12 protein-coding genes are annotated in these 14,313 nt (G+C 75.9%); 8 read left to right on the plus strand and 4 right to left on the minus strand.

Annotation, left to right across the window (positions count from 1 at the left end; genetic code table 11):
* Positions 1 to 26 precede the first annotated feature (26 nt).
* Genes WCS02_RS00085 through WCS02_RS00100 form a run of 4 tightly spaced genes read left to right on the plus strand, consistent with a single transcriptional unit; the run spans position 27 to position 4,421 of the window.
* A complete protein-coding gene (locus tag WCS02_RS00085) occupies positions 27 to 1,016 on the plus strand; it encodes a carbohydrate ABC transporter permease (RefSeq protein WP_340287900.1) in 990 nt (329 codons plus the stop codon).
* Positions 1,013 to 1,906, plus strand: a complete 894-nt coding sequence (locus tag WCS02_RS00090) for a carbohydrate ABC transporter permease (protein WP_340287904.1) — start codon at positions 1,013 to 1,015, stop codon at positions 1,904 to 1,906. The genes WCS02_RS00085 and WCS02_RS00090 overlap by 4 nt, the downstream gene beginning before the upstream one ends.
* On the plus strand, positions 1,903 to 3,381 hold the full coding sequence (locus WCS02_RS00095; RefSeq protein WP_340287907.1) for a GH1 family beta-glucosidase: 1,479 nt from the start codon (positions 1,903 to 1,905) through the stop codon (positions 3,379 to 3,381). The genes WCS02_RS00090 and WCS02_RS00095 overlap by 4 nt, the downstream gene beginning before the upstream one ends.
* Positions 3,378 to 4,421 (plus strand): Gfo/Idh/MocA family protein, encoded by a 1,044-nt coding sequence (locus WCS02_RS00100; protein ID WP_340287910.1) that lies wholly within the window; start codon positions 3,378 to 3,380, stop codon positions 4,419 to 4,421. Before WCS02_RS00095 ends, WCS02_RS00100 begins: the two co-directional genes overlap by 4 nt.
* Positions 4,422 to 4,437: 16 nt before the next feature.
* Here the strand turns inward: WCS02_RS00100 and WCS02_RS00105 are convergent, their stop codons facing one another.
* The 3 genes from WCS02_RS00105 to WCS02_RS00115 all read right to left on the minus strand — a co-directional run bounded on the left by WCS02_RS00105 (position 4,438) and on the right by WCS02_RS00115 (position 6,843).
* Positions 4,438 to 5,376, minus strand: coding sequence for a fructosamine kinase family protein (locus WCS02_RS00105; RefSeq protein ID WP_340287913.1), 939 nt, complete (start codon positions 5,374 to 5,376; stop codon positions 4,438 to 4,440).
* 25 nt (positions 5,377 to 5,401) lie between these two features.
* Positions 5,402 to 5,839: a VOC family protein gene (locus WCS02_RS00110; RefSeq protein ID WP_340287916.1), complete on the minus strand. Its 438-nt coding sequence runs from the start codon at positions 5,837 to 5,839 to the stop codon at positions 5,402 to 5,404.
* Positions 5,840 to 5,970: 131 nt separating this feature from the next.
* The gene (locus tag WCS02_RS00115) at positions 5,971 to 6,843 is read right to left on the minus strand and encodes a helix-turn-helix transcriptional regulator (protein WP_340287919.1); all 873 of its coding nucleotides are present in this window, start codon (positions 6,841 to 6,843) and stop codon (positions 5,971 to 5,973) included.
* 103 nt (positions 6,844 to 6,946) lie between these two features.
* On the opposite strand from WCS02_RS00115, the gene WCS02_RS00120 reads away from it, so the two are divergent.
* The 3 genes from WCS02_RS00120 (at position 6,947) to WCS02_RS00130 (ending at position 11,325) form a co-directional block, all read left to right on the plus strand.
* Positions 6,947 to 7,714: an SDR family oxidoreductase gene (locus WCS02_RS00120; protein ID WP_340287922.1), complete on the plus strand. Its 768-nt coding sequence runs from the start codon at positions 6,947 to 6,949 to the stop codon at positions 7,712 to 7,714.
* 130 nt (positions 7,715 to 7,844) lie between these two features.
* Positions 7,845 to 10,028: a SpoIIE family protein phosphatase gene (locus WCS02_RS00125; protein WP_340287925.1), complete on the plus strand. Its 2,184-nt coding sequence runs from the start codon at positions 7,845 to 7,847 to the stop codon at positions 10,026 to 10,028.
* A 100-nt stretch (positions 10,029 to 10,128) separates the two neighbouring features.
* The gene (locus WCS02_RS00130; protein WP_340287928.1) at positions 10,129 to 11,325 is read left to right on the plus strand and encodes an MFS transporter; all 1,197 of its coding nucleotides are present in this window, start codon (positions 10,129 to 10,131) and stop codon (positions 11,323 to 11,325) included.
* A gap of 24 nt (positions 11,326 to 11,349) precedes the next feature.
* On the opposite strand, the gene WCS02_RS00135 is transcribed toward WCS02_RS00130, so the two are convergent.
* On the minus strand, positions 11,350 to 11,679 hold the full coding sequence (locus tag WCS02_RS00135) for an ArsR/SmtB family transcription factor (protein WP_340287931.1): 330 nt from the start codon (positions 11,677 to 11,679) through the stop codon (positions 11,350 to 11,352).
* 176 nt (positions 11,680 to 11,855) lie between these two features.
* On the opposite strand from WCS02_RS00135, the gene nhaA reads away from it, so the two are divergent.
* Positions 11,856 to 14,306, plus strand: coding sequence for a Na+/H+ antiporter NhaA (gene nhaA, locus WCS02_RS00140; RefSeq protein WP_340287934.1), 2,451 nt, complete (start codon positions 11,856 to 11,858; stop codon positions 14,304 to 14,306).
* Positions 14,307 to 14,313 lie beyond the last annotated feature (7 nt).

Below are 14,313 nucleotides of genomic sequence, written 5' to 3' on the forward strand. Positions count from 1 at the left end.
CCCCGTCCCCGACCGAGGAGGCCGCCATGGCTGTCGACACACCACCCCGGGCGAGCAGGACCGACGTCGCCGTCGGTCACGCGCCCCGGTCCGAACCGCCCCTGGGACTGCGCAGCAGGCTCTTCCGCCTCGAGGCGAAGGCCGCGCCCTACCTCTACATCTCCCCGTTCTTCCTGCTCTTCGTCGCCTTCGGGCTGTTCCCGCTGGTCTGGACCGCGTGGATCAGCCTCAACGACTTCAAGCTCGGCACGCCGATGGTGTTCGTCGGCCTGGAGAACTACCGGTGGCTCTTCGCCAGCCCCGAGTTCTACAACTCGCTGTGGCGCACGATCACCATCGGCATCCTGTCCACGGTCCCGCAGCTCATGCTCGCGCTGGGCCTGGCGCACCTGCTCAACTACCAGATGGTGGTCCGGAACTTCTTCCGGATCTCCATGCTCATGCCCTACGCCACCTCGGTCGCCGCCTCCACGCTGGTGTTCGCCCAGCTCTTCGGCCGCGACAACGGGTTCTTCAACTGGGTGCTGTCCTGGGTCGGCATCGACGCCGTCGACTGGCGCAACGGGGACCTGACCGCGCAGATCGCCATCGCCGTCATCGTCACCTGGCGCTGGACCGGCTACAACGCCCTCATCTACCTGGCCGGGATGCAGTCCATCTCGCAGGACCTGTACGAGGCGGCAGCGCTGGACGGCGCGAGCAAGTGGCAGCAGTTCCGCCACGTCACGCTGCCGGGCCTGCGCCCGACCATCCTCTTCACCGTCGTCGTCTCCACGATCGGCGCCACCCAGCTGTTCGGCGAGCCGCTGCTGTTCGGCAACGGCCAGGCCAACGGCGGCGCCCTGGGCCAGTACCAGACCCTCGGCCTCTTCATGTACCAGCAGGGCTGGGACTACTTCGAGCTCGGCCGCGCGGCCACCATCGCGTGGGTCACGTTCGTCCTCGTGGTCGGTCTCGTCCTGCTCAACACCGGGATCGCCCGCTGGCGCACCCGCGACCGGAAGGCCGTCCGATGACCACCATGACCGTCCGCGACGCGGCGGCGGTGAGCCCGCTCACGCCGCGGCCCCGCCGGCGCCGGCGCCGGGGCGGCGACCACGCCGGGCCCGTCGCCTACGTGCTGCTCGTCGTCACGTCGTTCCTGTTCCTCGCGCCCTTCTACTACATGATCGTCGCGGCGAGCCGGCCGATGTCGGAGATGAACCAGTTCCCGCCGCCGCTCACGCCCGGCGGCGGGCTGTGGCGCAACATCCTCAGCGCCTGGGACGCCCAGCCCCTCGGCCTGGCGATCTGGAACTCGCTGCTGGTCTCCAGCATCATCACCGTGGCCACCGTGCTGTTCTGCACGCTGTCGGGCTACGCCTTCGCCAAGCAGCAGTTCGCCGGCAAGAAGGCGCTGTTCGCCGTCACGGTCGGCACGATGATGATCCCGCCGACGCTGGGCATCGTCCCGCTCTACCAGGTGATGGCCGCGCTCGACCTCACCGGCAAGCTGTCGGCCGTCGTCCTGCCGTCGCTCGTCACCGCCTTCGGCGTGTTCTTCATGCGCCAGTACCTCATCCAGACCCTGCCGGACGAGCTCATCGAGGCCGCCCGGGTCGACGGGGCGACGTCGCTGCGGACGGTGTGGAGCATCGTGCTCCCCATCGCCCGGCCGGGCATGGCCGTGCTGGCGATGCTCACGTTCATGGCGGCGTGGAACGACTTCTTCTGGCCGGTCATCGCGCTGGTCTCCTCCAACCCCACCGTCCAGGTGGCCCTCAAGAACCTCGGGAGCGGGTACGTGCCAGACCAGGCCATCATCATGGCGGGGACCCTCGTGGGGACCCTGCCCGTCGTCGTCGTGTTCGTCCTGCTCGGCCGCCAGATCGTCAGCGGCATCATGGCCGGGGCGGTGAAGGGGTGACCGCCGTCGAGGCACGGCCCGTCGTCCCGGTCGCCCCCGCCGCGGAACCGGCCGACGACGGCCTGCGCTTCCCGCCCGGCTTCGTCTGGGGGGCGGCCACCGCCGCCTACCAGATCGAGGGCGCGCACGACGAGGACGGGCGCACCCCGTCGGTGTGGGACACGTTCTCCCGCACCCCCGGCAAGGTCTTCGAGGGCCACACCGGTGACGTCGCCGACGACCACTACCACCGCTACGTCGAGGACGTCGCGCTCATGCGCCGGCTCGGCCTGGGCTCGTACCGCTTCTCGATCGCCTGGCCCCGGATCACCCCGCAGGTGACGCCGGACGCGCTCGGCCCGGTCAACGCGGCCGGCCTCGCCTTCTACGACCGGCTCGTCGACGAGCTGCTCGCCGCCGGGATCACCCCCGCGGCGACGCTCTACCACTGGGACCTGCCGCAGGCCCTCGAGGACGGCGGCGGCTGGACCGACCGGCGCACCGCCGAGCGGTTCGGGGAGTACGCCGGGGTCGTGGCCCAGCACCTGGGCGACCGGCTGAGCACCGTCATCACCCTCAACGAGCCGTGGTGCTCGGCGTACCTCGGCTACGGCAGCGGGGTCCACGCCCCCGGGCGCACCGAGCCCGCGTCCGCGCTGGCCGCGGTGCACCACCTCAACCTCGCCCACGGCCTCGGCACGCTCGCCGTCCGCGAGCACGCACCGGACCTGCCGGTCGCCATCACGCTCAACCTCGCGTGGGTGCGCCCGGAGGACCCGTCCAGCGCCGCCGACGTCGACGCGGCCCGCCGGGTGGACGGCCTGCAGAACCGGGTGTTCCTCGACCCGGTCCTGCACGGGCGCTACCCGGCCGACGTCCTGGAGGACACCGCCGGCGTCACCGACTGGTCGTTCGTGCACGACGGCGACCTGGCCACCGTGCACCAGCCGCTGGACGCCCTCGGCCTCAACTACTACTCCCCCACGGTCGTCCGGGCCTGGGACGGGGTCGGCGAGCGCGCCGAGGCCGACGGGCACGGCAGCAGCGCCCACAGCCCGTGGGTCGGCAGCGCGGACCGGCTCGAGTTCCCCGAGCAGCCCGGCCCGCTGACCGCGATGGGCTGGCCGGTGGACGCCGACGGCCTGCGCGAGCTGCTGCTGCGGCTGCACGAGGAGGCGCCGGGCATCCCGCTGCACGTCACCGAGAACGGCGCCGCGTACCCCGACGTCATGACCGCCGACGGCGCGGTCCACGACGACGACCGGATCGGGTACGTCGACGGGCACCTGCGCGCGGTGCACCGGGCGATCGAGGACGGCGCCGACGTGCGCGGGTACTACCTGTGGTCCCTGCTGGACAACTTCGAGTGGGGCTACGGCTTCTCCAAGCGGTTCGGCATCGTCCACGTCGACTACGAGACCCAGGAGCGCACCCCCAAGGACAGCGCCCACTGGTACGCCGGCGTGATCGGCCGCAACGGGCTCCCCGGCGCGTGAGACCGCACGGTCCCGACTCCGCCCCGCCCGCCCAGGTGCGGTGGGGCGTGGTCGGCACGGGCCCCATCGCCGCGCGGGTGCTCGGCGACCTCGCCCTGACGCCCGGCGCGGTGCTCGCCGGGGTCTGCTCGCGCACCGCGGCGGGCGGTGCGGCGTTCGCCGCGGCGCACGGCGTCGGGCGGACGTACACCGACCCGGCCGCCCTGGCCGCGGACGTCGACGTGGTCTACGTCGCGACGCCGCACGCGGCGCACCTGGACGCGGCCGCCGCCGCCATGGCGGCCGGGACCGCGGTCCTCGTGGAGAAGCCGCTCACCGCCACGCTCGCGGGCGCGCGCCGGCTCGTCGAGGTCGCGCGGGAGCACGACGTCTTCTGCATGGAGGCGATGTGGACGCGCTTCCTGCCGGTCACCGCCGAGCTGCTCGACGTCGCCGCCAGCGGCGAGGTCGGCCGGCTGCGGGCGCTGCACGCCAGCATCGGCTCGCTCGTGCCGCCCGAGCCCGGCGGCCGGCTGCACGACCCGCAGCAGGGCGGCGGGGCGCTGCTCGACATCGGGGTCTACCCCGTCTGGCTGGCCCTGCTCCTGCTCGGCCCGGTCAGCTCGGTGGCCGTCGCGGGCGAGGTGTCGCCGGGCGGGGTGGACGTGCTGTCCGGGCTCCTGCTCGGCCACGAGGGCGGGGCCGTGTCCCTGCTGTCGTCGACCCTGAGCAGCAGCGCCGCCGGCGACGCCGTGCTCGAGGGCTCGCTCGGCGCCGTCCGCCTCGAGGCGCCGCTGTGGGCGCCGCCGGCCCTCACCGTGCTCCACGGGGCCGGGGTGTCCGCCCAGCCGGCCGACCGGACCGTCCGGCCCGGTCGCCGGGGGGCCGGGTACGTCCACATGCTCGAGCACGTGCAGGAATGCGTCCTGGCGGGCCTGACCGAGAGCCCGCTGCACCCGCTGGGCACCACGCTCGCGGTGATGGAGGTGCTCGAGCAGGCGCTCGACCAGCTCGGCGTCGTCCGGCCCGACGAGGTCGAGACGGCGGGCTCGCGCGCCTGAGCCGGGGCGGCCGGCGTCACCGGTCGCGGAACGGCGCGAGCAGCCGGCGGACCGTCCCGGTGGACCCCCAGTCGTGGTCGAACATGGCCACGAGCGCGAGCAGCTGGCGCAGGTGGAGCAGCGGCATCCGCTCGCGCCAGCCCGCGTCGAGCCCGGTGGCCTCCGCGTACGCGGCGAAGAAGCGGTCGGCGGCCGGCGGGTGCGGCGAGCACCAGAGGTGGCTCAGGTCGACCTCCGCCCAGGCGTACGACACGGCGGGGTCGATGACGGCCGGCAGCCCGGCCGCCGTCGCCATGACGTTCTCCGCCCACAGGTCGCCGTGGGTGAGGCTCGCCGGGCGCACGGGCAGCAGCTCCGGCAGCCGGTCGCAGAGCCGCTCGAGCGCCCGGCGGTCGGCGGCGTCGAGCTTGTCCCGCAGCCGGGGCTCGGGCAGCCACCGCAGCAGCCGGTGCCGGGCGAAGAAGACGTGGCCGTCGTCCTCCCAGGTGTTCTCCTGCCGGTAGGTCCCCAGCCAGCCGTCGCGGTGCCAGCCGTGGCGCGGCGACGTCGTGGCGTGCAGCCGGGCCAGGTCGTGCGCGAGCTGCTCCCACGTCGCCCCGTCGTCGTCCCGCGGGACCAGGCGCTCCAGCACGAGCGCGTCCCGCCCGACCGCCAGGACGTCCGGCGTCCGCAGCCCCGCCCCGCGCAGGGCCGCCAGCCCCTCGGCCTCCACCTCGAAGACGTCCTCGCCCGGGGGTGCGTCCAGCGTCTTGGCGAACACCTGCTGCCCCGACCGCAGCCGCACCAGCGCCGCCCGGGCAGCCGTGCCCCCGGCGACCGGCCGGACGTCCGCGACCTCGCCCAGGCCCGCCGCGCGCAGCCGGTAGGGCAGCACGGCCATGGACCGGTCGGACGGGTCGGCCAGGTCGCCCCGGGCAGCCTCGTCGGCCGGGTCGGGCAGGGGCGGTGCGCACACGGGCACTCCTCGGGGGCGTCGGCCGTCAGCCCGGGGACAGCGCCTGGGCGAGCATGACGATGATGCCGCTCGGGCCGCGCACGTACGCGAGCCGGTACGCGTCGCCGTAGGTCGACACCCCGCGCAGGGGGTGGCAGTCGTGCCGGGCAGCGACCTGCAGGCTGTGGTCCAGGTCGTCGACGGAGAACGCCACCCGGTGCATGCCGACCTCGTTCGGCAGGGTCGGCCCGGTCTCGACCGCGGTCGGGTGCACGTACTCGAACAGCTCGAGCACTCCCTCGCCGCCGGGGGTCCGGAGCATCGCGATCATGGCGTGGTTGCCGTCGAGGCCCACGGCGTCGTCGCTCCACCCCCCGCTCACCTCGTCGCGGCCGACCACGACGAGGCCGAGGTCGGTGAAGAACGCGACCGTGGCCTCGAGGTCGCGGACGGCGATGGCCACGTTCTCGAGCCTGATGGGCATGGCGCGACGCTACCGACCGGCACCGACGACGACGCCGGATGCCGGGGCGGACGGGCAGGACCGCCGCACCGACGGTCCCGCTGCTCCAGCCGACGGACCCCGACGCGGACGGCTGGGCCGGCAGAGCACCGTCAGGACCCTCCGGACGGACCGCCCCCCGCCCCGGCGCGCTCGTAGGGCTGCGTGCCCAGCACCCGCAGCAGGGCGAGCCGGTCCGCGGCGGGCGTGCCCGGCGCGGCGGTGAGGACGAGCAGGGCCTGCAGCTGGTCCTCGGTGAAGAGCACCTGGCAGTCCAGCTCGAGCGGACCCGTCTCCGGGTGCAGCAGCACCTTGTGGTCCTCGAACCGCCGGGCCACGCCGTGCTCCTCCCACAGCCGGACGAACTCCGGGCTGGCGGCCGTCAGGGCGACGACGAGCTCGCCGGCCCTCGACCGGGCGCCCAGCAGGCCGTGCGCCGAGCGCAGCCCCGCCACCAGGGCGCGCGACTGGCGGTCGTGGTCCGCCTCCGGGTAGACCCGCCGGGCCGTCGCGTCGGTGAACCACCGGTAGACGTCGTGCCGGGCCAGGCCCTGCCGGTGGGCCGGGTCGCCGAACAGGGCGACGGCCAGGTCGTTGGCGACCAGGGTCTCCCCCAGCGCCGAGATCACCAGGGCCGGGGTGTCCTGCAGCCGGTCGAGCACCCGCAGCAGGGCGGGGGCGACGTGGGGGCGCATGACGAGCCGGTCTGGCGCCGCGTGGCCCGCGACCCTGAACAGGTAGTCGCGCTCGTCGTCGGTCAGCCGCAGGGTGCGGGCGAGCGCGGTGAGCATCGCCGGGCTGGGCTGCGGTCCCCGGGACTGCTCCAGGCGCGTCAGGTAGTCCACGGACATGCCGGTGAGCTGGGCGACCTCCTCCCTCCGCAGGCCGGCTGCCCGGCGGCGGGCGCCGGCCGGCAGGCCGACGTCCGCGGGGAGCAGCCCCTCGCGGCGGGAGCGGAGGAAGGCGGCGAGCCCGGGGCGGTCCATGCCGACCATGCTCCGCCACCGTCCGGGCCCGTGCCAGGGACTCCCGGTCCCCCGACAGCCAGGGCTCTCCCGCCGCGGCGCGGGGCGGCGCAGCCTGTCCGTCATGGACACCACAGGACGCACCGTCTTCATCCCCGGCGCCACCAGCGGCATCGGTCTCGCCCTCGCGCTACGGCTCCAGGCCGCCGGCAGCACCGTCGTGGTCGGCGGGCGCCGCACCGACCTGCTGCGCGCCATCACCGCCGAGCACGGCCTGGAGGGCGTGACGGTCGACACCGCCGACCCCGCCAGCATCACGGCCGCCGCCGCCCAGGTGCTCGCCGCCCACCCCGACCTGGACACCCTCGTGACCATGGCCGGCATCATGCGGGCCGAGGACTGGACCACCTCCGACGGCTTCCTCGCGACCGCCGAGGAGACGGTCGGCACGAACGTGCTCGGCCCCGTCCGGCTCGTCGCCGCCTTCGTCGACCACCTCCGCACCAGGCCCGGGGCCGTGGTCATGACCGTCTCGAGCGGGCTCGCGTCGGTCCCCCTGGCAGCCACCCCGACCTACAACGCGTCCAAGGCGTTCGTGCACATGCTCAGCGAGTCGGTCCGGCTCCAGCTCGCCCCGACCGGCGTGCGGGTGGTCGAGCTCGTCCCGCCCGCGGTGCAGACCGCGCTCATGCCCGGCCACGAGACCAGCGAGACGGCCATGCCGCTGGAGGAGTACGTCGACGAGGTCATGGACATCCTGCGCGACCAGCCCGACGCCACCGAGGTCCTCGTCGAGCGCGTGGAGCTCCTGCGGTACGCCGAGGTCCGGGGCGACTACGACCAGGTGGTCGGGATGCTCAACGGCACGGTGGCCCCTCCCGGCACGCCCTGACACGCCCCGACCACCCGGCAGCCACGTAGAGTGCCGGGCCAGCGGCAGCCGTCGACGGTCCGCGGACGACGAGCAGGGGCGGGCGGGCGCGACGGTGGCGGGCGAGCAGGGACCGGGGGCCGAGCCGGTCGTGGCCGCGGGGACCCCCGGGACGCCCCCCACGGCGCCCGCCCCCACCGGCCCGGTCCCCCCGCCGGGGGCGGACCTCGCGGAGCTGGCGCTGGTCACCGGGGACGCGCCGTCGGCGGTCCTGCTCGTCGACCTGTCGGCCCGCACCGTCGTGCACACCAACTCCGTGGCCGACCAGCTGGCGCCCGGCGTGCGGCTCCCCGTCGGCCTGGACGTGTGGTCGGACGCCGCACGGCTGCGCGACCTGGCCGGCGCGCGGCTGTCCGACACCGACCACCCCCTGTCCCGGCTGGCGCGGTCGCAGCCGGTGCTCGGGCAGGGCGTCTCGGCGGCCCGGGTGAGCGAGCTGGGCACGCGGCGGGAGCCGCTGTGGGTGGTGGCGCTGCCCATGCTCGACGCGCCGATGCTGCAGCAGCACGCGCTCGTCGTCCTGCTGCCGATGCGGCACCGCGAGGCCGCGGAGGCCGCGATGGACGCCGCCCAGGTGCAGGCCCAGCTGCGGGACCGGGCCGTGCTGGCGACCGGGCTGGCCTTCACCGTGGCCGACGCCCGCGCCGCGGACCAGCCGCTGGTGTGGGTCAACCCCGCCTTCACCGCCAGCACCGGCTACTCCTTCGAGGAGGCGGTCGGCCGCAACTGCCGCTTCCTCCAGGGCAGCGCCACCGACCCGGCCACGGTGGCGGCGATCAGGGCCGCGCTGGACGCGGGCGAGGGCATCACCACGTCGCTGCTCAACTACCGCAAGGACGGCACGGCGTTCTGGAACCAGCTGTCCGTCAACCCCATCTCCGGCCCGGACGGGGAGCTCACGCACTTCGTCGGGATCCAGGCCGACATCACGACGCGGGTCGCCGCAGACGCGGAGCGCGACCGCGCCCTGGTCGCCGAGCGCGGCGCCCGCCTGGAGGCCGAGCAGGCCCGCCGCGAGGCCGAGCAGGCGCAGGCGCGGCTGCGGCTGCTCGCCGAGGCGACGACCCGGCTGGCCGTCACCCTCGACACCGCCCAGTGCCGCCAGCACCTGGTCGACCTGGTCGTGCCCGAGCTCGCCGACTGGGTGCTGCTGCTCAGCAGCGACGAGCACGGCCACCTGCGCGAGGTCAGCGCCAAGCACCGGTCCGGGCACCACCAGAAGCTGCAGGACTACACCCGCGCCCTGCGCCACGCCCTGCTCCCCGGCCCGCCCACGCAGACCCTCCTGGGCGGGGCGTCCGCCCGCCGGATCAGCGACTACGACAGCCCGACCAGGCGCGCCGAGCGGGAGAGCTGGGTGAGCGACAGCTCGATGCTCGACCTGAGCGACGACCTCGGCGCGGCGTCCCTGCTCATCCTCGCCCTGCCCGGGCGGCGCGCCGGCGACGACGTCATGGTGCTGGTCCGCGGCCCCGGCAGCCCCCGGCACAGCGAGGACGACCTCGACATCGCCGTCGACCTCGCCCGCCGGGCCGGCCTCATCCTCGACAACGCCCGGCTGTACGAGGAGCAGCACGCCATCGCGGCCGCGCTGCAGAGCAGCCTGCTCCCCGCCCTGCCCGCGGTCCCCGGCCTGACGGCGGCCGCCCGGTACCAGGCCGCCGCGTCCGGCGCCCACGTCGGCGGCGACTTCTACGAGCTCATCGCCCTGCCCGACCACGCCGTCGGCCTGGCGATCGGCGACGTCGTCGGCCACGACGTCATGGCCGCCGCCGCCATGGGCCACCTGCGCGGGCTGCTGCGGGCGTGCGCCTGGGACGCCGCGGCGGGCTCGACGGCGGCGGTCCTCGAGCGTGTCGACGACCTGCTCGCCGGCCTGGGGATCGCCACCATGGCGACGCTCGCCTACGCGCGCCTCAACCCCGACCCCACCGGCGGCTGGACCCTCACCCACTCCAGCGCCGGGCACCCGCCCCTGCTGCTGCGCCACCCCGGGGGCGAGGTCGAGGTGCTCAGCACCGACCCGGAGCTCCTGCTCGGCGTCGCACCGCAGCGCCGCCACGCCGCCCGGCACCACCTGGCCGTGGGCTCGACGCTGCTGGCCTACACCGACGGCCTCGTGGAGCGCCACGACGAGGACCTCGACACCGGGCTCCGACGGCTGGCCGCGGCGCTGGCCGCCGGCCCGGACGACGTCGAGGACCTCGCCGAGCACCTGCTGGCGACCCTGGCCAGCACCACCGACGACACCGCCCTGCTCGTCCTGCGCACCTGACGGGTCGTCCGCGCCCAGCGATGCCGGCGCAGGGGTGCCCTGCCGGTACACCTCACGACGGTGACTGCCGCCGCGCGCCGGGCTGTCGCACGCTGCCCGGATGAGCCGCACGCTGCACCGCGCCCGCACCGCCGTCAGCGTCCTCTTCTTCCTCAACGGCGTGCTGTACGCGAACCTCGTGCCGCGGCTGCCGGACCTCAAGGCCGCGCTCGGGCTGGACAACGCGGCGCTCGGCGCGGGCATCGCGGCGATGCCGCTCGGCGCCCTGGTCGGCGGGCTCCTGGTCCCGCCGCTCATCCGGCGCCTGGGCTCGGCCACGGTCGCCTCGGTCGGGCTGGTCGTGCCCGCGGTGGCCCTGGCGGCGCTGTCGCTGTCCGGCGGGTGGGCGGCGTTCGCCGCTCTCATGCTCGCCTTCGGTGCCTCCGACGCCGCGGTGGACGCCGGCCAGAACGCGCACGGCTTCCGGGTGCAGCGGCGCTACGGGCGCTCCCTGGTCAACGGGTTCCACGGGCTGTGGAGCGTCGGGGCCGTCGCGGGCGGGCTGCTGGGCTCGGCCGCCGCCGGCCTGGGGGTCCCGCTCACCGTCCACCTCGGCTCCTGCGCCGTGCTGTTCACGCTGCTCGCGCTCGCCACCCGCCGGTCCCTGCTGCCGGGACCGGAGGACGCCGAGCGGGAGCCCGCCGCGTCCGGGCCGGACCGGCGGGGCCCGCGCCGGGTGGCGGGCCGGACCGTCGTCCTGCTGGGGGCAGCCGGGGCGCTCGCCGCGTCCGCGGCCTTCGTCGAGGACGCGGCCGCGTCGTGGAGCGCGCTGTTCATGCGGGACGTCGTGGGCAGCGGCGCCGCGACCGCCGGCCTGGCCTTCGTCACCCTGCAGGTGGCGATGACCGTCGGCCGGCTCACCGGGGACCGGGTCGTCGACCGGCTCGGGCAGCGCCTGGTCGGCCGGCTCGGCGGTGCCGCGGTGGCCGTCGGGGCAGGGCTCGCCCTCGCCGTCCCGACGACCGCCACCACCCTGGCCGGCTTCGCCCTGGCCGGGCTCGGCGTGGCCACCCTGGTGCCCGCCGCGCTGCACGCCGCCGACGAGCTGCCCGGCCTGCCCGCCGGGCTCGGTATCACCGTGGTGAGCTCCGCGCTGCGCCTGGGGTTCCTCGCCTCGCCGGTCCTCGTCGGCGCCGTGGCCGACGCGAGCAGCCTGCGGGGGGCCCTGGTCACCGTCCCGGTCGCCGGGCTGCTGACCCTCCTCGCCACCGGGCTGCTGGTGCCCGGGCGGTCCCGGCAGCCTGCCGACCGGCGCTGACACACGCTGGCCACCTCGGTGCTGTCAGTGGTCGGGGTCGTCGTCGTGGTGGTCCTGGGTCGACTCCTGCGTGTGGGAGCGGGCGTCGGCGACGATGTGGGCGACGTGGTCGTCGGCCAGGACGTAGGCGGCCTCCCGACCCCGGCGCGTCCTGGTGACCAGGGACGCGTCGCGCAGCACGCGCAGGTGCTGCGACACCACGGGCTGCGGCAGGTCGAGGGCGTCGACGAGCTCGTGCACGCACAGCTCGCCGTCGGCCAGGAGGCTGATGACGGCGATGCGGACGGGCGAGCCGAGCGCCCGGAAGAGCTCGGCGACGTCCTCGTGGTCGACGAGGACGCGGGCCGGGCTCATGCGGGGGACCTTATGTGCACGACCGTGCAGGCCGGACCGGCGTCCGCCCCCGGGCTCGCCCCTCACGGCGTGGTCCTCGCGGGGGGGCGGCCCTGTAGACCTGACCGAATGACGTCCCACGACCGGCAGCGCGCCGGGACCCCTCCCTGCTGGTCCTCGGACGGGACCGCGCGGGCGTGAGCCAGGACGTCGCCCGCACCCCCGCCGGGCCCGGGGGGCTGCTCGACCGGGCGGCCCCGCTGGGGCGCCGCCTGCGCACCGAGGCGGGCGGCGCGGGCCTCCTGCTGGCCGCCACCCTGGCCGCGCTGCTGTGGGCGAACTCCCCGTGGGGGTCCACGTACGACGCGTTCTGGCACACCGAGCTCGCCCTGCGGGTGGGCGGCGCGGAGCTCGCCCTCGACCTGCAGCACTGGGTGAACGACGGCCTCATGACGTTCTTCTTCTTCGTCATCGGGCTGGAGGTCAAGCGCGAGCTGGTCCTCGGCGAGCTCGCCGACCGGCGCCGCGCCGCGGTCCCCGCGGCGGCGGCCCTGGTCGGGCTGGTCGTCCCCGCCCTGGTCTACGCGGCCTTCACCCTCGGCGACGAGGCGATCACGGCGTGGGGCGTGGTCATCTCCACCGACACCGCGTTCCTGCTCGGGGTGCTGGCGCTGCTGGGGCCGGCCTGCCCGCCGCAGCTGCGGGTGTTCCTGCTGGCCCTGGCCATCGCCGACGACGTCGGCGCGCTCACGGTGATCGCGCTCTTCTACACCGAGGACCTGGCGCTGCTCCCGCTCGCCGGGGCGGCGGTCGGCTTCGGCCTCATGCTCGCCCTGCGCGGGCTCAGGGTCTGGCGCGGGCCGGCGTACCTCGTCGTGGGAGTCGGGGCGTGGGTGGGGATGTACCTGTCGGGCGTGCACCCCACGCTGCTCGGGGTGGCGGTCGCCCTGGCCACGCCGGCCTACGCCCCGCGGCGCGCCGAGGTCGCCGACGCCGCCTCGCGCACCCGGGCGTACCTGCAGTCCCCCAGCCCCGAGTACGCCGACGCGGCCCGGCTGTCGATCGCCCGGTCCGTGCCGGTGGGCGAGCGGCTGCAGCAGCTGTGGCGGCCGTGGACGTCCACCGTCATGGTCCCGCTGTTCGCAATCGCCAACGCCGGCGTGCCCCTCGGCGCGGACAGCCTGCGCGCCGCCGCCGCCTCCCCGGTGACCCTCGGCGTCGTCGCAGGCCTGGTCGTCGGCAAGCTCCTGGGGATCCTCCTGGGCACCGGGCTCGCGGTCCGGCTGCGGCTCGGCGACCTCGCGCCCGGCATCGGGGGGCTCTACCTGGCCGGCGGCGCCGCGCTGTCCGGCATCGGGTTCACCATCTCCCTGTTCATCGTCGACCTCGCGCTGGACGACGACGACCTCGCCGACCAGGCCCGGATCGGCGTGCTCGCCGCCTCGGTCCTCGCCTCGGTGCTCGGCGTCGCGCTGCTGCGCCTGGCCGCCCGCCGCAGCCCCGCCGCGGACGAGCAGCTGGAGCTCGACCCGCCGGTGGACCCCGGCCGGGACCACGTGCGCGGGCCGGTCGACGCCCCCCTCACCCTGGTCGAGTACGGCGACTTCGAGTGCCCGTTCTGCGGCCGGGCGACCGGGGCCGTCGACGAGCTGCGCGAGCTCCTCGGCGACCGGTTCCGCTACGTCTTCCGCCACTCGCCGCTCACCGACGTCCACCCGCACGCGCAGCTGGCCGCCGAGGCCGCCGAGGCCGCGGGCGCGCAGGGCCGGTTCTGGCAGATGCACGACCGGCTCTTCGCCTCCCAGGACCGGCTGACGAGCACCGACCTGCTCGACCACGCCGCCGCCCTCGACCTCGACCTGGTGCGCTTCGCCCGCGAGCTGGGCGCCGGCCGGTACCGCCGCCGGGTCGAGCAGGACGCCGAGTCCGGCCGGGCCAGCGGGGTGGGCGGGACGCCCACCTTCTTCGTCCACGGCCGCCGGCACACCGGGCCGACGGACGCCGCCACGCTGGCCGCCGCGCTGCTCGACGGGGCCGGCCGCGACGGCGGGCCCGGTACCGGCGACGCGGCCGATGGCGGCGCACCGGACGGCGCACCGGACGGGGGGCGCACGGGCGGCCTGCCGCCGTCACGGGTGCCGCGCGCCGGCAGCGCGGTCGACGACGACATCGCCCAGGTCCTGGCCGGCCTGCCCGAGCCCGTGCAGGAGACCCCGGACCGCGGCGGCGACCACCCCCGCCTGGACGACGACCGGCTCGCACGGCTGGCGCAGCACGGCACACGCCGGGCGGTGGCCCGCGGCGACGTCCTCTACCGCCCGGGCGCCCCGTCCTACGACCTCGTCGTCGTCCTGTCCGGGACGGTCGCCGTCATCGGCCACGTCGAGGGCGGCCCGCCGGTCGTGCGGGTGCACGGCGCACGGCGGTTCCTCGGCGAGCTCGACCTGCTCGGCGGGCAGCCCGTGACGCGCACGACCGTGGCCCTGAGCAGCGGCGAGGTGCTCCTGGTGCCCCTGCCCCGGCTGCGCGCTCTGCTGGCCGAGGACGCCGACCTGCGCGAGCTCGTGCTGCGGGCGTACCTGGTCCGGCGCGCGGTCCGCTTCGAGCTGGCGACCGACCGCGCGCCGGCCGGCCGCGGCGAGGGCTGACGTCGCG

Source organism: Aquipuribacter hungaricus (assembly GCF_037860755.1).
GTDB lineage: Bacteria > Actinomycetota > Actinomycetes > Actinomycetales > JBBAYJ01 > Aquipuribacter > Aquipuribacter hungaricus.